The organism is Vibrio kanaloae (assembly GCF_024347535.1).
Lineage (GTDB): Bacteria > Pseudomonadota > Gammaproteobacteria > Enterobacterales > Vibrionaceae > Vibrio > Vibrio kanaloae.
Genome location: NZ_AP025498.1, coordinates 995,775 through 1,012,036, shown reverse-complemented (window position 1 = coordinate 1,012,036; position 16,262 = coordinate 995,775). Strand labels below are relative to the sequence as shown.

The following is a 16,262-nucleotide window of genomic DNA, read 5'->3' as shown; positions in this document are numbered from 1 at the left end:
TCTTTCAACCTCACATAGAGCAAGGACAATGCAAAAGGCATCAATACGTATATGGCTTACAAACGTTGTTCATAAAGCAACCAGTTAGCATTGGTTTTCAAGAAAAACATTAACTGCCTTAACTCCCCCCTTAATAATTAAGGCCCTTAGCCTGACACTCATTATTACCAAACATCAGAACCCATTACTGATAAATTTATAACTAGAATAGTCAGTCTCTTACAAAATCATTGACATTTTTTATTTTCATTCGAAGCTCAATTCATTATCGAAAATATCAGTAATAAATGGTACGTTACATACGTTGCAGTAATTTAATGGACAAATATCACATATAGGGAAGTGGTTTACTTTGGCGACACAACATAAGACCAACAAGGTATATCACCAATGTCTATCAAGAACCTTTCTATAGCGAAAAAGATATCGCTATCATTTTTACTTATTGCCATTGTCAACATTGCGTTTGGCGTATTTTTATCTACAGAGCTCAAAAGTATTAAAACTGAACTATTAAATTATACTGATGATACTCTGCCTGCAATGGAAAGAGTAGACGCTATTCGAGATCACATGTCTCTCTGGCGCCGTACTCAATTTGCGACTTATACCTATGAAGACGCTGACAAAATCAGAAATAAAATCGCCAGTAACATTCGCGAACGCGAGAAAATCAGTCAAGACCTACACGCTTACGGTGAGACAATTTGGCCAGGTGAAGAGCAACAAACTTACCAGCGTCTTATGCGTCAGTGGAAACAGTATTTAGTCACTATGGACAAGTACAACGAAGCGATGATGGCCAACGACAAAAGCACGGCCCAGCCAATCTTGGCAAATTCATTGTCTTCGTTTCAAGCGGTTGACTCTGAGCTAGGCGAACTGATTCGACTGCTTAAAAATGCCATGGATAGCAATAAAACTCGTATCCTTTCTTCAGTAAACGGATTAAGCAATTCATCGATCGCGAGCAATATAATTATTCTATTGATTATGGTTGGCATGACGTATGCGCTAACACTGTTGATTTGCGGCCCACTCAAACTTGTTGTTGAGCAAGCAAACGCGATCGCAACCGGTGACTTATCAAGCGATATTGACCGTAAAGCGATAGGCAATGATGAACTTGGTGAGCTAGCTGATGCAACCACGAAGATGCAAGACGATTTACGCCAAGTAATCGACAACGTTATTTCAGCTGTGACTCAGTTAAGCAGCGCAGTAGAAGAGATGAACCAAATCTCTGATATTTCGGCATCAGGTATGAAAGACCAACAGATGCAAATCACGCACGTTGCAACCGCAATGACAGAAATGAAAGCAGCGGTAGCCGACGTAGCACGTAACACTGAAGATTCAGCGAACCATGCTAACGAAGCAAACCGTCGTACACAGCACGGCGTTCGTGAAACTCAAAGCATGGTTGACTCGATTCAAGAAGTTTCAAACGTTATTGGTGCTGCTGGGGATACTGTGGCTGAACTAGAACAGCAATCGAACAAAATTAACGTTATCGTAGATGTTATTCGCGACATTGCCGATCAAACTAACCTACTTGCGCTTAACGCTGCAATTGAGGCTGCACGCGCTGGTGAATCTGGTCGTGGCTTTGCCGTGGTTGCAGACGAGGTTCGAACACTTGCTGGTCGTACACAAGATTCAACCAGTGAAATCACTGCGATCATTGAACAGCTCCAATCACTTGCGAAAGACGCAAAATCTGCCACAGAACTTTCTAGAAGCAGCATTTCAGAATGTGCAGAACAAGGAGTCCAATCGAAACAACTGATGAGCGACATTGAGCACTCTATTTCTGATATCTCAGACATGGGTAGCCAAATCGCGACCGCTTGTAACCAACAGGACTCGGTTGCAGAAGAGCTTAACCGAAGCATTGAAAATATACATTTGGCTTCTCAAGAAGTATCACAAGGTTCAGATCAAACCGCTCAAGCTTGCCGCGAACTGAGCCAGCTGTCTATTTCTCTTAAAGATGTGATGGGTCGCTTCAAACTAAGTTAATCCGACTCTAAGTTAATCTAGCACTAGGTTAAATCACGCTCCTCAAAAAACGCTCCAAATAACCACTTGGAGCGTTTCACTTCGTCAGGTATTCTCCCTAAAGAATCAATAACATAACCAATAAAAATGCGTACGGAGACTTTATGCACTTAAATAAAACCTTACTAGCACTTACCATCGGCGCGGCAACTTTTGCGCCAGCGATGCAAGCAACAGCTGCCCCTCTTCAGATCACCAATGCCGCAGTAAAAGCAGAGCAAGTTCAAGGTGCTAACGCTTGGTTAGAAGTAAACTTGAGTCAGTTCCAAGAAAATATTGAACAGTTTAAATCACACATGGATGGCAAAACAAAAATATGCGCAGTGATGAAAGCCGACGCCTACGGCAATGGCATCGCCGGTCTCATGCCTACCATAATAGAACAGAACATCCCATGTGTTGCGGTCGCAAGTAATGCAGAAGCGAAAGCCGTTCGTGATAGTGGCTTTAAAGGTCAACTTATGCGTGTACGCTCTGCTGACATTGGTGAAATTGAAGCGGCAATCGACCTCAATGTCGAAGAGCTTATTGGCAGTACTGAGCAAGCGAAAGCATTGTCTAAGTTAGCAGAAAAAACCGATAAAGAAGTTAAGATTCACCTTGCTCTAAACGACGGTGGTATGGGGCGAAATGGCGTGGATATGACAACCGAAGAAGGTCAACAAGAAGCGCTAGAGATCGCTCAACAAAATGGCGTTAACATTGTCGGTATTATGACTCACTTCCCAAACTACAATGCGGACGATGTTCGTCAAAAGTTAGCTTCATTTAAAAACAGCTCAGCATGGCTTATTAAAGAAGCGGATCTAAAGCGTGAAGACATTTTATTGCACGTTGCAAACTCTTATACCGCGCTTAATGTTCCAGAAGCACAACTTGATATGGTTCGTCCAGGTGGCGTTTTATATGGTGATTTACCAACCAACCCAGAATACCCCTCAATCGTGTCTTTCAAAACACGCATCGCATCACTTCACCATCTACCAAAGAATAGTACTGTCGGCTACGACAGCAGTTACAAGACAAGTAAAGAGAGCTTAATGGCGAATATTCCTGTTGGCTACTCTGACGGTTACCCGAGAAAAATGGGCAATACAGCAGAAGTACTCATCAATGGCCAACGCGCTAAGGTTACGGGTGTGGCTTCAATGAACACTACCATGGTTGATGTCTCCGATATCAAAGATGTCGCTCCGGGCTCCGAAGTTGTGCTATTCGGTTCTCAGCAAGGCAAGACCATTACCGCTGCGGAAATTGAAAATAACTCACAAGTGATCTTCCCTGAGCTATACACTATTTGGGGCACTGCAAACCCTCGTGTATATGTAAAGTAAACTAATTCGATCTTCCTAACAGAATTATAAAGCGAGCCTCGTGCTCGCTTTATTATTTAATGGTTTGCCCATGTTATTGATTAAATTAGGCTTTCAAAATTCTATCTTCGCTAACGCTTATGTGTTTTTATCTGCGACATAACGTTTGAAAGCCTATCCAATTGATGTTAAACATGCAGTTTACAAAATAACAACAAGATCCTTCCATGGCTCTGCCCTTTTGCCTGCTGGCTAGGAACCTCTATGACAGAAAATACTCAACACCTTCAACGCTCCTCAACTGAATTACACGAATTTACACGAATCGATGTCTGGAACGGCTTCACCCAACTTTTGCCTCTCTCTATGTTTGTGATCGTTTTTGGCCTCGCATTCGGTGTTGCAGCAGCACAAACAGGGCTGGATGAGTTTCCAACTATGTTAATGAGCACTCTCGTTTTTGCAGGTGCTTCACAGTTTGCTACGTTGGATATGTGGGGAGCAGAAGTGCCCCTTATTCCAGTTCTTATTACCGTGTTTGCGATCAATGCTCGCCACCTTTTGATGGGGGCCACGCTATATCCTTGGTTACGTCAACTCCCACCGGCAAAACGATATGGTGTGATGTTGGTAGCTTCGGACGCAAATTGGGCAATGGCACTCAATGCATTTGGGAGGAAAGAGCCGGGGTTTGGTCTGCTCGTTGGTGGTGGTTTAGCACTTTGGTCATTTTGGATTATTGGTACTTGGGTTGGAATTTACTTTGGTAGCGCAATCCAAGATCCTGTGAGTCTTGGGCTCGATATGGTTATGGGCTGTTTTTTACTTTCCATGGTGGTTGTCGGGCCTAAAAGCTTAAGAATTTTTGCTATTTGGACGACTGCAGCAGCGTCTTCAATGCTGGCGTATTGGTATTTACCAGAAAATAGCCATGTTGTAGTTGGTGCTATCTCTGGCGGAGTTTTGGGTGCTTGTTGGAAGGAGAAAAAAGCATGAATATCGAGACGAGCGTAGGTGGAACACTACTGATAATCATCGCAATGGCATTAGTCACGCTTATCACCCGCTGGGGCGGTGTGTATGTCATGTCGTTTGTTCCAATTAGCGAACGTATTCAACGGTTCATTAGTGCGATGTCAGGTTCTGTATTAGTTGCCCTTCTAGCACCTCTTGCAGTAGAAGGTGACAATGGCGCTAGAGCGGCACTCTTTTCGACAGCTGTCGTCATGTTCATCGTCAAAAAGCCTCTACCAGCAATCGCAGCAGGCATCATTGCTGCGGCGGCAATGCGATCTTTTTAGCTGTTGTCACTACTACGGAACTCCCTCAAATAACGAAGCCACAGCTAAGCCTTGGTAACATCTTTCGATACTATCAAGGCTGACCCAATACCTAAAACACCTGAAAGTGACTGGTATAAATCAAGTGATAAACCATTGAAGAGAAGTAAATTTATTAATTTTCAGATACAAAAAAACCAGCTTTCGCTGGTTTTTAGTTAATGCTTTTAGCATCAAGATATCGTAATTACCATATCTGAATAATTTGGAGCGATACATCGGGTTCGAACCGATGACCTCAACCTTGGCAAGGTTGCGCTCTACCAACTGAGCTAGTATCGCAATTTTATTCTTCTTACTTATCTCTTCTTGTAAACAAAGAGTAAAAGAGAATGGAGGCGCCTCCCGGAGTCGAACCGAGGTCCACGGATTTGCAATCCGCTGCATAGCCACTCTGCCAAGGCGCCTTTATCAACATAACAATATATTGAAGTGTTTAAAGAGAACAACTCTTCGTTCGTCACTCTACTTAAAGTAGAAATAAAATAGATGGTGCCCCGGGCCGGACTTGAACCGGCACAGCGCGAACGCCGAGGGATTTTAAATCCCTTGTGTCTACCAATTCCACCACCAGGGCAACGCAATCTTGCGATGCCGATTACCGAAAAGTAAAACACCATCTCTCTGCGACCTGAGCCGTGAGAACGAGATGTACTTTAACGGATGAAAAAAATTCGTCAACAATAAATTTTATCTTTTAATTCAAATGATTAATTATCACTCTCCAAAGAATAAATTTGATTCGGATTGTACGGTTTTTATACGCCACTCTCTATTCTAACAGTGTAACTTACTAACCATTATTAGCTTTAGCGACTGCAGCCTATTTCGGTTTTTCTGTAATGAATCAAACAAATGGTGTTTTCATGTGCTTTTCACATTCAACAACTAGAGTTTTAAGTAACTCTTATTAAGAAGTAAAAATGTGAAACCATTAAAACGATACCAATATGAGCGCTACGCCGTTCTCTGTAACCTCGCCTACCCCCGAGTTTTCAAGCAAACTCGTTATGGTTTCGACCCTAATGGACAACGCATCATAAAGAACCAGTTTGGTAAAACTATGATTCGCGTGTTATGGAGCAGCGACAAAGATGAAGTGGTTGTTGTTATCAAAGGATCGCACAGCATCTCAGATTGGTTACTGACTTTTGCTCTATGGACAAGAAGCTGCAAAAGAATTGGGCTCAATTATCGTGTTCATGCGGGTTTCTATCATCTAATGTTTCAAGAAAGCCAACCAAACAGGAATGAAGATAAGCTCGGCTTGACGGTAATCGAACGATTGGAAACGACGCTCGTCCCTCTTTTAGAACAAGGCAAAAGAATCTCAATTACGGGTCACTCTTCCGGTGGCGCGATTGGCTGCGTGTTTGCCGACTACTTTGACCACAAATACCCAGGTTGCATCAAACGAATCGTGACCTTTGGACAACCTGCGATTGGTGACTGGAGTTTTCGAAAGCACTATCGTTTGCGTAAGAAAACCTACCGCATCTGTTGTGATATCGACATCGTGACCTTCATGCCGCCCGTACCTTTACTGTATTGGCATGTAGGAAAGGTACTTTGGCTCTACAACGGCAGAATCTATGAGAATACGCCAACCTTTATTCGTCTTGGACGATCTATTTTTAGCTGGTTGATACGACCTTTCTCTTATCACTTGATGAGCAAATATATCCGCAATAAGGATTTCTTTGACCAACACTGAGCATCTCTTAAATCGAATAAAGAAAGAGCACAGGCTTATTACAGCCTGTGCTCTTTTTAGTATCGAACTTATGTTGATGCTTATTTATCTATCTATTAAAGCTTGAATCGTGACAACTCTTGCTTCAAATCGCTAGCTAAGTGGCTGAGCTGATCCGCTTGTGAAACAGCATCAGTTGCGTCCAACGCCATAACATCACTTACTTCACGCACAGACTCAGTATTGGTATTAATTTCCGCAGTAACCAGTGATTGCTCTTCAGCAGCAGAAGCGATCTGAGTCGCCATGTCGCTGATCATCTGAATCGCTTCACGGATTTGAGCCAAGCTCTCTCCCGCCATGTCTACATCGTGCACGCTTGTCTTCGCCATATCATGACTTTGTGTCATCACTTTCACCGCACCATTAGTCGCTTGCTGCAAACGCTTGATCTTGTCTTCGATTTCTTCTGTTGAAGCATGAGTGCGTTGAGAAAGCACTCGAACCTCATCCGCAACCACAGCAAAACCACGACCTTGTTCGCCAGCTCTAGCGGCTTCAATCGCTGCATTGAGCGCTAGTAAATTAGTTTGCTCAGCGATTTCACGTATTGTCGCCAAAATAGACGCAATTTGCTGACCGTGTTCTTCCAACTCACTAATGATAGATACAGCACTGGTTAGCTCGGTTGCTAGCTCGTTGATCGATGATTGACTCTTGGCCATCTGTTGAAAGCCTTGCTCGCTCAATTCAACAGAGTGAGTCGCACTTTTGGCTGTGTTGTCAGCATTAGCGGCAATTTCAGAGGTCGCCGTCGCCATCTCAGTCACTGCGGTTGCTACCATGGTGATTTCGTCTTGCTGCCTGCTTACGCTATCACTACGCTTCAATGCGCTGCTATTGGCGTGCTCTGCACCATTGTTCATTGCGCTTGAAACTTGAGTGACATTTGTCATCATTCCATGAAGTCGGTCTACAAACACATTGAACTTATCGGCGAGTTGCCCTACTTCGTCTTTGCTTGATACTTGAAGGCGCTGCGTTAAGTCACCTTCCCCTTCAGCGATATCTGCGAGAGCTTCACTTACTCGCCCTAACTCCACCAGCTGTCGAGCAACAAACCAAGACGTTGCTGCCGCCATCACGATCAATACAATCAAACCTATTGTGACTTGGCTAACCAACATATCGAACAGAGGTTGTTCTAATACATCTTTATCCATTTCAATCACAAGCAGCCAGTCGGTGCCATTGATTGGCTCCGCCATGATCACTCGTTCGTTACCATCAACTTGAGTAAAGATCGTCGTTAGATTCTGCGCAGCGCTGTTTAAACCAGAAACACTGAGTTCAGGTGCGATCTCGTTAACTTGTTTAAGAATGAACTCTTTGTTTTGATGAGCAACGACCGTACCTTCTTTATCAATGAGAATCGCACGTCCATTTCCAGGAACCTGAATCGCCAATACGTCTTTAATCAGCTTATCTAACGCAAGGTTTGAAGCAGCAACACCAATAATGGAGCCGTTTTTGGTGACAGGGTCAGTAAGTGTTACGACTAGCGCTTGCATTGTGACGCTAACATACGGCTTTGTTGTGACGGCTTTATTCTGAGCCAAAGTTTCTTTATACCAACCTCGGACTCTTGGGTCATAACCCGCTTTATTAAGCGAAGGATCATGACGGAACATCTCCCCCTCTTTATTACCGTAATAACTCAATCCAAAGCCACCAGATATAAGGGTTTGACGCAAATGAGGGACAATATCTAATGATGGATTAAGCTGCACTTGCTGTTTTAAGCCATGCACTGCTTGTTTCTTATCATGGAACCAATCACTGATCCCTTTCGCGTGTGCTTGCAGTGTGTTGCGACTCTCGCTTTCTATCGCTTGCCAGCTGTTGTTTTGAAAGGTTTTATAACCCATAAAAAGAAGAATGGCAGATGTCACTGCAATCGCCAAAACGACAGAGAAAACCATTTTCCTCTTTAGACTAAATTGCATATTAAGAACCTCTTATAGAGCAATTAAAGAAATATAGAGAAGAACACTATCACTCATACGCATGTTTTAATCAGGGTTATCCCATAAAAAAATGAAACAAATTGAGCATTATGTTTAATTGTGACTTCGATTTATTTACCGGTTTATCAACGACAGGTGAATTGTAGGTTAGTCGAAGATAACTTAGGGTAGAAGGTGTGACGTGATGCAAAGCAAATTGTTTAAGAAAAAATAGTGACTCAAAGACGGGGGGAAGCCAGAAACGAAAAAACCAGCCACAAGGGCTGGTTTCTTCTAAATGATGGAGGCGCCTCCCGGAGTCGAACCGAGGTCCACGGATTTGCAATCCGCTGCATAGCCACTCTGCCAAGGCGCCTTCAATAGTGTTTTAAGAGAACAACTCTTTTGAATACTACCTAGAGAGGTAACAAACAAATAGATGGTGCCCCGGGCCGGACTTGAACCGGCACAGCGCGAACGCCGAGGGATTTTAAATCCCTTGTGTCTACCAATTCCACCACCAGGGCACGCAATTCTTTATTGCGATGCCAATTACTGAAAAGTAAAACACCATCTTAATGTCAAAATGAATCGACATTATAAAATTTGGAGCAATACATCGGGTTCGAACCGATGACCTCAACCTTGGCAAGGTTGCGCTCTACCAACTGGGCTAGTATCGCAATGTCATTCTTCTTGCTTATCCCTTCTTGTAAACAACAAGAATAAGTAGGAGAGAATGGAGGCGCCTCCCGGAATCGAACCGAGGTCCACGGATTTGCAATCCGCTGCATAGCCACTCTGCCAAGGCGCCTTTAATTCAACGCTTTCAAGGTTTAGATTAGCTACACCGCTGCGTTCGGGTGCTTACTTTACGGATTGAAGGGCGATAGTCAAACAAAAAAGTGAATTTAAACTTCGCTTGCTGACATTTAAATCAAATTGCTGCATGTTCGATCTCTTTAATCAAAAAACACACAGCAAAATGGGCCAAATTAAAGTGTCTTGGCACTACCACTTCTTCATAAAACGACCAACCAAGCTCGGGTGATACGCCCAACAATGATCAAACATCGTCATAAGTTGAGGGTTGCCGTATTTAGAAAGACTCACCGCATGGAAACGGTTTTTGTGCGTTTTAAGTTTCTCGACTTGAGCAATCATCTCATCAGACTGCTTAGGCGCGATAAAGTCAGAAAGTACAATCAAATCAGCATTCTTATATTTATCGCCCATCATCAAATCAATCGACTTCATCAGAACAGGCTCTAGATCCGTACCACCGTGGAATGAGTAACTTAAAAAGTCACTCGCTTCGCGTAAGCCATCTTGTCGAGTCAATTCATACGTAATGTGTTCTGAAGAGAACAAAATCACGTAACAGTCTCTCTCTTCCGCGAGCGCGATTTGCATCAAGGCATACGCCATTGCTTTGGCAGATTGCTCAGGGAAGCCACTCATTGAGCCAGACGCGTCCACACAAACGATGAATGGGCCTTTTTCAATCTCGACGTTCTTGCTATCTGGCTTTTGCGCCTTCACTTTGCGTAACGTACGAGATTTCCCTTGCGAACGGTAGCTTAATAAACGCTTGTCAGCCAAGTGCTTATAGAAGATAACTTCCAGCTCAGGGTAAGCTAAAAACATGGTTTCGTTTGGCAGCATCTTATTGAGGTCATCACTCTCGTGAATCCCTACAATGTCATTCACCGCTTCATCGCTTTTCTCTTCCACCATTTGCAGTTCTTCTACAGGGGCTTTGTGCAACGAAGGGTCATCTTCCTCACCAGCCATACGGCCAAGCTTTTCAGCGATCTCTTGAAGACCTTTATGCTTATTTAAAAACTCGGCATGGCGCTTCATTACGGTTAAGTCAGTTTTACTCAACTTAGCCGATGCCATATCCCACAAGCGCCCCACGCTGCCTTCATCACCAGACTCCGTCACTTTATCCATGTTTTTCATGGTTTCCATGCGCTGGTATAGATCGGCTAAGACTTTTTCTTTGCTGGTTTCAAGTTCGGTAACTTGCGCTTGCTTGATCGCGTCGGACAGTGATTGATACCACTGGTCGCAGAAATAGTGAGGGAACATCGCATTGTAAACGCCCTTATTGTGTTGCATTAGGCGTCTAGCTTGAAGATAAAACGCTGAGTGCCACTCCAATTTTTTGATGACACTGTCAATTTCATCAAAAAACTGGGACTCATCCCAGTGGATCACTTCTTGGTAAAGTGCGATTTCTTCTTGGAATCGGTCGGTCTCACATACTTTAGTGACGCGCTTTTTCACTTTACCGCGCCATTTAACCAAGTGGTTTTTTACCGACGTTTTCACGCCTTTGTTCTCAGCCGCCATCATGACCTGAGAACGAGCGATGAGATCATTCATCGCGGTATCAATGATTCCTGAGTCAGCTACCATCAAAGCGAGGTTTAAGCCGTCTGCTCCTAACATACTTGTCTCCCCTTACTCGAAGTACTGACTCATGAACTTGATGCGTTGAGCGATCTTGCTGCTTTTCACCTTAGTGGTTTCCAAATCTTGTGTGACCGCTTGTAAGCTTGATTCCATCGCTTTAGGGAGCTCTGGGTCAATGTAGTTATGAGGCAGTGCATCATGGAATTCAGTGCGGACTCTTTTCAACTTAAACTCAGCTTCGGTTAACTGCTCTAACGCTCTCTCTGCGCCAGTCAGCCACTTGTTGTAAAGCTCTTGGTTTAAACCATCAGAGGTAACCACACTCACCAATACTGAACGATTCGCGATATCTTTTATGACTAATTGATTCGATGCATCAAGATCCAGCTTCAAGCGACACAGATTCTTGTTTTCGTTTACGTAACCGTAAATGTCGCCGTGGCCTTCTTTTAGCACACGGTCAAAGTCGTCTTTGGCTACGTATACCCAGCGGCTATCGCCTTTCTCAGATTCAGAAACTGACATGTTGCTTTGTAGCAGAACCAACTTAACTAAGTTGTACGCATTACCAACACTGTACATCTTCGCGTTCTTGATATCGTTTTGGTAAACGTCTTTACGCAGCAAGCCACTGGTAGACTCCATTGACAGCGATACTGACAATGTCGATTCAACGTCATCTTGAATCTCTTCTAGCTCTTCACGAGACATTTCGATTTGTGCTTTTGACTCTTGCTGATCGAACGCACGGTTCAATGCAAAGTCTTTTACCACGCTACGAACCACATCGCGTGATTCTGGGCTGTGCCATAAACAATCTTGCAGAAGCATAATATCCAGAGGGTTTACGCTGTCTCGACCACTAAAGAAGGCGCTCGCTTTCAATAGTTTAACGGCTTTCTTCCAACGTCTGTCTGATACATACAAATCAGACTCTGATGCTGAGCCTTGCTTCTTAACTGTTTCCTCAAGCATGGTTTTCAGTTCATACAGCTTGTTAAACGAGTTATCGGTCAGCTCTAGCTTGTCGAGCTCTTTCTGCCACTGGTGGTATTCAATGTCAGTAATCGCCAAACCTTTTGGAATCACAGCTTCTTGAGATGTACCAGTCGTCAACATCGATTTGAAGTTTTGCTTGTTTTGAATACGGTTAACAAATACGCGAACCAACATACGGTCATAAAGGGCTTCTAAACCGCTGTCTTCATCTGGTAGTTCATTTGATGCAGAAACCAATAAGCGCATCGGTACACGTTCAATGTCGCTGCCGTTCTTGAAGGTTTTTTCGTTAACTACAGTAAGAAGTGTATTTAGGATCGCAGGGCCTGCTTTCCAGATCTCATCAAGGAACACTACTTGTGCGGTTGGTAGATAGCCTTCAGTCAGTCGTACATAACGACCATTGTCTTTTAGTTCTTGGATACTTAACGGGCCGAACACTTCTTCGGGCGTAGAGAAACGTGTCATCAAGTATTCGAAATAGCTACTGTTGTCAAAAGCTTGGATGAGACGTTTAGCGATAAGGCTTTTTGCGATGCCCGGAGGACCTAATAGGAATACACTTTCGCCGGCGAGAGCCGCGAGTAAACAGAGCTTAATCGTGTCTTCTCTTTCATAGACACCATCTGAGAGAGCATGCGCTAATTTATTGATTCTTTCAGAGAGTAGCGCCTTGTCAGCATGTGAGGAAATAGAAGGGTTCATGCGTTACTCCGAAAATCTTTGAACTGTTGAGAGTGTAGATATGTTTTTATACATTTGTTAGCACTTTGTTACAAGTGCATTTTATTATTGAGTTGCATTTATATCAGATGGTTAGGGTCGTAATTTTGATGTAATCATAGATTCCAAATATGAGAGTAACATCACGAACGGCGTAAAACGAAACCTAGTACTAAACTCAATTTTTCTTTTATTTTCGACACCATAGACGTTATGGTAGTGCACGTCTTCAGTTATCGAAAAATTGGCAAGGAATGTGGCCAGACTGCATGAGTAAAGTTATCCATCAATGGAAAAGTATTTCTCTTATCGAAGAGAACGTGACGCTCCCTACGAACGTCGTGGTAAAACACACCACAATCAGCCACCCTGGCGCGGCCGTTATTCTTCCTATCACTTCGTCTGGAAAGATTATCCTCATTAATCAGTTTCGCCCTTCCCTTAAAAAATGGCTTCTAGAGTTACCTGCGGGCACCATGGAAAATGATGAGACACCTCTTCAATGTGCTCAACGCGAACTGGAAGAAGAAACCGGTTACAGTGCAACTTCCTTTCAAGGCTTGGGGCAAGTTACGCCTTTGGCTGGCTTCTGTGATGAGATACAACATCTATTCGTCGCGAAAGACCTTAGCCTCACTACCCGCTTTGAATGTGACGAAGATGAAGTCATAGAAGTAATCGAGCTAAGCTTACAAGAACTGCACGACAAAATACGACACGATCAAATCACTGATGCCAAAACTATCGCTTGTTTAAGTAAAGCCCAACTATGTGGTTATCTATAGCCAATTATATGACTACCTAAAGTACTCTAGGAGAGAAAACATGGACTTTCGTTCTGATACCGTAACTAAACCTTCACAAGCTATGCGTGATGCAATGGCAAACGCAGAAGTGGGTGATGATGTTTATGGCGATGACCCAACCGTAAACGAATTAGAACTGTGGGCTGCGAATGAAACCGGCTTTGAAGCGGCCATGTTCACCTCTTCAGGTACACAAGCCAACCTACTCGGATTAATGGCACATTGTGAACGTGGTGACGAATACCTTTGTGGCCAACAAGCGCACAATTATAAATACGAAGCTGGCGGCGCTGCGGTACTTGGTTCTATTCAACCTCAACCAATCGAGAACAACCCAGACGGGACTTTAGACTTTAAAAAGCTTGCTGCTGCGATTAAGCCCGACGACAGCCACTTTGCTCGTACCAAGCTTCTTAGTTTAGAAAACACTATCAATGGTAAAGCCCTGCCAATGTCTTATCTAGCGGAAGCACGTGAGTTCGTAAACCAACACGGACTTCAAATGCACCTAGATGGCGCGCGCGTCTATAACGCAGCCGTGGCATTAGACGTGCACATTAAAGAGATCGCACAACACTTCGATTCTATGACGATTTGCTTATCGAAAGGTTTAGGCGCTCCAATCGGTTCACTACTTCTTGGCAGCAAAGAATACATCGCCAAAGCACGTCGACTGCGCAAAATGGTCGGCGGTGGTATGCGCCAAGCAGGTATTCTTGCCGCTGCAGGTAAAATGGCGCTGACTGAGAACGTTGCTCAACTTAAAGCTGACCACGACAATGCGAAAAATCTAGCGATTGGTTTAAACGAGCTGGAGGGCTTCTCGGTTAACCCTGATTTCATCCAAACTAACATTGTGTTTGCTAAATTGGATGAGTCAGTAGATATCAACCGCATCGCTCGCGAACTGGGCGAACAAGGCATTACGATGTCACCAGGGAACCCAGTGCGCTTTGTTACTCACCGTGACATTAGCGCAGAAGATATTGCTACTTTCCTAACAACATTAGAAAGCGCGCTTTAGCTCTTACGAGACTAACCTCTATAGCAATTGAGACTTGAGCTTCCCCTATGGGAAGCTTTATTGTTATGTTTTTCTGGTGTAATACATAACTTTCCAATTTTTCGCTCTAACATTACTCTCTTTTGGCTAAAGTGGAGCCTCCTAACTACGTTTTTTGTCATAGCACCGCAGACTCTTTGAAAATTAAAGAGAACGATAGATAGTTACTCGATACTATGAATTTCTTTCCAGTTACCAGGGTGAACCACGTAACCAAATAACGCATGGCCACCATAAACCAGCTCGGTTCCTTCTGGAATCCAGAGCATTTGTCCTGGGTGAACAAAATGTGTTTCGCCATTTGCAGTGAGCTCAAAACAGCCTTCAATCACAAAAATCACTTCATCGTACAATACGGTCCACGCGACTTTCGCGCCTTCCCACTTAGCAAAGCCCACCCCGATATTTGGCGAAATTTCGGAGCTAAGTGCACGTGCAACGTAGGCCATTCCTGGCGTGTCACCACGTACATTGAAATCTAACGCTTTACTGTCTACTCGTTTTACTTGTTTCATAGTTCGCTCCGGCTCTGCCATTTTGCCAATTGAATGCGGCTTTTCACGCCCATACCTAAGAAAGGCTCTGGCGGATTCAAACTCGGCATGCCTGTTACACTTTGAATATCGCCTAACGAGTTGGAGGTCGCGCCCATCACGTAGTCAGCCAACAGTGTGCCCGAAATCGTTCCCCAAGCGGCTCCAACACCGTTATCACATGCACTGGCGTACACACCTTGATCTAATTGTCCAAAGAAGTTCGTAAAGTTGCGTGAGATGGCATATACCCCACCCCATGTGTGGGTGAATGGTACGTCGGCCAGCTCGGGGTAACGAGCCAGAAAGACTTGACGATGATCGTCGCGAATTTGCTCTCTGACTTTATCACTCATGCTTGAGCCGTACTTCGGCACATGTTTGTAAGTATTGCGGATCAAAATTCGGCGATCGGCTGTCATACGTAATGTGGTTCCCGCGTGGTCTGCTGGGGTTAGCCCCCAGTTCAATTGGCCACCATAACGCTGCATTTCAGCATCAGTTAGTGGACGAGTCCAACTCGCAAATGTCATCACAGGTAGCAATCTGTGTTTCAGGTAACCAAACTCGTGGGTAAAAATACTGGTGCCGAGTAACAATTCGGTGGTCTCAACTAAGCCTTCGTCACCATGCAGAACCCAATGCCCGTTCTCTTTGCTCAGTTTGCGGATTGGTGAGTTTTCTAACACTTCTACGTTATCAGGCAAGCTTTCCCCCAAACCTCGCACCAACGCAGCAGGCTGCATTAAATAGCCGCCTGGCGTATAGATAGCGCGGCTGTAATAGTTCGTCCCCAGCACTTTTGCTAACTCGCTACCATCAACGTGAGAGTATGGTTCGCCAAGGTCTTGCATCAGATGTTCAAAGTGATCGAGGTACGCTTCACCACGCTCACCCACCGCACCTTGATATTTTCCTTTCGCTGACCACTGGCAATCAATACTGTATTGGCTGATCAAACAATCTAATTGAGCAATCGCCGATCGGTTTAACGCTAAGAGTTTTTGTTTATGCGCAGGATCCGGGTGCTCTAATGAAAACTTATGCGGCAGGTCGATCACAAAGCCTGAGTTTCTCCCCGATGCGCCTTGACCGATTTTCTGTGCATCAATCAGTATAATACGGGCATTCGGCGCGTGTTCCGCTAGGCGTCTTGCCATCGCTAGGCCAGCAAACCCCGCACCAAGCACAACGTAATCCGCCGTTTGTTTGCCTTTTAATGTCGGTTTTTCTGGGATACTGGATAGCGCGTGGTACCAACCACATGTCACATCATCGTTGGGTAAATGAATCATCTTCTTTCT

At 44.2% G+C, this 16,262-nt stretch carries 12 protein-coding genes and 7 tRNA genes; 7 read left to right on the top strand and 12 right to left on the bottom strand.

Features of this window, described 5'->3' with window-relative positions; genetic code table 11:
• The first annotated feature begins 390 nt into the window (after window positions 1–390).
• The 4 genes from OCV24_RS18725 to OCV24_RS18710 all read left to right on the top strand — a co-directional run bounded on the left by OCV24_RS18725 (window position 391) and on the right by OCV24_RS18710 (window position 4,675).
• Entirely contained in the window at window positions 391–2,022 is a 1,632-nt protein-coding gene (locus tag OCV24_RS18725; protein ID WP_017058219.1) for a methyl-accepting chemotaxis protein, read from the top strand.
• 143 nt (window positions 2,023–2,165) lie between these two features.
• On the top strand, window positions 2,166–3,395 hold the full coding sequence (gene alr, locus OCV24_RS18720) for an alanine racemase (protein ID WP_150877257.1): 1,230 nt from the start codon (window positions 2,166–2,168) through the stop codon (window positions 3,393–3,395).
• Between the two features lie 243 nt (window positions 3,396–3,638).
• Window positions 3,639–4,370 (top strand): AzlC family ABC transporter permease, encoded by a 732-nt coding sequence (locus OCV24_RS18715; protein ID WP_017058217.1) that lies wholly within the window; start codon window positions 3,639–3,641, stop codon window positions 4,368–4,370.
• Complete coding sequence (locus OCV24_RS18710; RefSeq protein WP_017058216.1) at window positions 4,367–4,675, top strand: AzlD family protein; 309 nt, start codon at window positions 4,367–4,369, stop codon at window positions 4,673–4,675. Before OCV24_RS18715 ends, OCV24_RS18710 begins: the two co-directional genes overlap by 4 nt.
• A 245-nt stretch (window positions 4,676–4,920) precedes the next feature.
• Here OCV24_RS18710 and OCV24_RS18705 read toward each other — a convergent pair.
• The 3 genes from OCV24_RS18705 to OCV24_RS18695 form a co-directional block, all read right to left on the bottom strand.
• Window positions 4,921–4,996 (bottom strand) — tRNA-Gly (locus tag OCV24_RS18705).
• Between the two features lie 51 nt (window positions 4,997–5,047).
• Window positions 5,048–5,121 (bottom strand) — tRNA-Cys (locus OCV24_RS18700).
• A gap of 83 nt (window positions 5,122–5,204) precedes the next feature.
• A tRNA-Leu gene (locus OCV24_RS18695) sits at window positions 5,205–5,291 on the bottom strand.
• A gap of 348 nt (window positions 5,292–5,639) precedes the next feature.
• On the opposite strand from OCV24_RS18695, the gene OCV24_RS18690 reads away from it, so the two are divergent.
• Complete coding sequence (locus OCV24_RS18690) at window positions 5,640–6,428, top strand: lipase family protein (protein WP_136981412.1); 789 nt, start codon at window positions 5,640–5,642, stop codon at window positions 6,426–6,428.
• Window positions 6,429–6,523: 95 nt separating this feature from the next.
• Here the strand turns inward: OCV24_RS18690 and OCV24_RS18685 are convergent, their stop codons facing one another.
• The 7 genes from OCV24_RS18685 to OCV24_RS18655 form a co-directional block, all read right to left on the bottom strand.
• The gene (locus OCV24_RS18685; protein ID WP_449364141.1) at window positions 6,524–8,413 is read right to left on the bottom strand and encodes a methyl-accepting chemotaxis protein; all 1,890 of its coding nucleotides are present in this window, start codon (window positions 8,411–8,413) and stop codon (window positions 6,524–6,526) included.
• A gap of 302 nt (window positions 8,414–8,715) precedes the next feature.
• A tRNA-Cys gene (locus OCV24_RS18680) sits at window positions 8,716–8,789 on the bottom strand.
• A gap of 64 nt (window positions 8,790–8,853) precedes the next feature.
• Window positions 8,854–8,940, bottom strand: a tRNA-Leu gene (locus tag OCV24_RS18675).
• 80 nt (window positions 8,941–9,020) lie between these two features.
• A tRNA-Gly gene (locus OCV24_RS18670) sits at window positions 9,021–9,096 on the bottom strand.
• Between the two features lie 57 nt (window positions 9,097–9,153).
• Window positions 9,154–9,227 (bottom strand) — tRNA-Cys (locus OCV24_RS18665).
• A 197-nt stretch (window positions 9,228–9,424) separates the two neighbouring features.
• Complete coding sequence (gene viaA / locus OCV24_RS18660) at window positions 9,425–10,870, bottom strand: ATPase RavA stimulator ViaA (protein WP_150877259.1); 1,446 nt, start codon at window positions 10,868–10,870, stop codon at window positions 9,425–9,427.
• A 12-nt stretch (window positions 10,871–10,882) separates the two neighbouring features.
• On the bottom strand, window positions 10,883–12,538 hold the full coding sequence (locus OCV24_RS18655) for an ATPase RavA domain-containing protein (RefSeq protein WP_077681424.1): 1,656 nt from the start codon (window positions 12,536–12,538) through the stop codon (window positions 10,883–10,885).
• A gap of 287 nt (window positions 12,539–12,825) precedes the next feature.
• On the opposite strand from OCV24_RS18655, the gene OCV24_RS18650 reads away from it, so the two are divergent.
• Window positions 12,826–13,341, top strand: a complete 516-nt coding sequence (locus OCV24_RS18650; RefSeq protein WP_017058211.1) for an NUDIX hydrolase — start codon at window positions 12,826–12,828, stop codon at window positions 13,339–13,341.
• 40 nt (window positions 13,342–13,381) lie between these two features.
• Window positions 13,382–14,386 (top strand): low-specificity L-threonine aldolase, encoded by a 1,005-nt coding sequence (gene ltaE, locus OCV24_RS18645; RefSeq protein WP_150877261.1) that lies wholly within the window; start codon window positions 13,382–13,384, stop codon window positions 14,384–14,386.
• A 203-nt stretch (window positions 14,387–14,589) separates the two neighbouring features.
• Here the strand turns inward: ltaE and OCV24_RS18640 are convergent, their stop codons facing one another.
• Window positions 14,590–14,940: an ethanolamine utilization protein EutQ gene (locus tag OCV24_RS18640; protein WP_150877263.1), complete on the bottom strand. Its 351-nt coding sequence runs from the start codon at window positions 14,938–14,940 to the stop codon at window positions 14,590–14,592.
• The gene (locus OCV24_RS18635; RefSeq protein WP_150877265.1) at window positions 14,937–16,253 is read right to left on the bottom strand and encodes an NAD(P)/FAD-dependent oxidoreductase; all 1,317 of its coding nucleotides are present in this window, start codon (window positions 16,251–16,253) and stop codon (window positions 14,937–14,939) included. The genes OCV24_RS18640 and OCV24_RS18635 overlap by 4 nt, the downstream gene beginning before the upstream one ends.
• Window positions 16,254–16,262: the final 9 nt, after the last annotated feature.

What these genes read in the sequence shown, in the direction of transcription:
- OCV24_RS18650 (WP_017058211.1), top strand. Translation starts at nt 12,826, where the DNA reads ATGAGTAAAGTTATCCATCAATGGAAAAGTATTTCTCTTATCGAAGAG.
- OCV24_RS18655 (WP_077681424.1), bottom strand. Translation starts at nt 12,538, where the DNA reads ATGAACCCTTCTATTTCCTCACATGCTGACAAGGCGCTACTCTCTGAA.
- OCV24_RS18635 (WP_150877265.1), bottom strand. Translation starts at nt 16,253, where the DNA reads ATGATTCATTTACCCAACGATGATGTGACATGTGGTTGGTACCACGCG.
- viaA (WP_150877259.1), bottom strand. Translation starts at nt 10,870, where the DNA reads ATGTTAGGAGCAGACGGCTTAAACCTCGCTTTGATGGTAGCTGACTCA.
- ltaE (WP_150877261.1), top strand. Translation starts at nt 13,382, where the DNA reads ATGGACTTTCGTTCTGATACCGTAACTAAACCTTCACAAGCTATGCGT.
- alr (WP_150877257.1), top strand. Translation starts at nt 2,166, where the DNA reads ATGCACTTAAATAAAACCTTACTAGCACTTACCATCGGCGCGGCAACT.
- OCV24_RS18685 (WP_449364141.1), bottom strand. Translation starts at nt 8,413, where the DNA reads ATGCAATTTAGTCTAAAGAGGAAAATGGTTTTCTCTGTCGTTTTGGCG.
- OCV24_RS18715 (WP_017058217.1), top strand. Translation starts at nt 3,639, where the DNA reads ATGACAGAAAATACTCAACACCTTCAACGCTCCTCAACTGAATTACAC.
- OCV24_RS18710 (WP_017058216.1), top strand. Translation starts at nt 4,367, where the DNA reads ATGAATATCGAGACGAGCGTAGGTGGAACACTACTGATAATCATCGCA.
- OCV24_RS18640 (WP_150877263.1), bottom strand. Translation starts at nt 14,940, where the DNA reads ATGAAACAAGTAAAACGAGTAGACAGTAAAGCGTTAGATTTCAATGTA.
- OCV24_RS18725 (WP_017058219.1), top strand. Translation starts at nt 391, where the DNA reads ATGTCTATCAAGAACCTTTCTATAGCGAAAAAGATATCGCTATCATTT.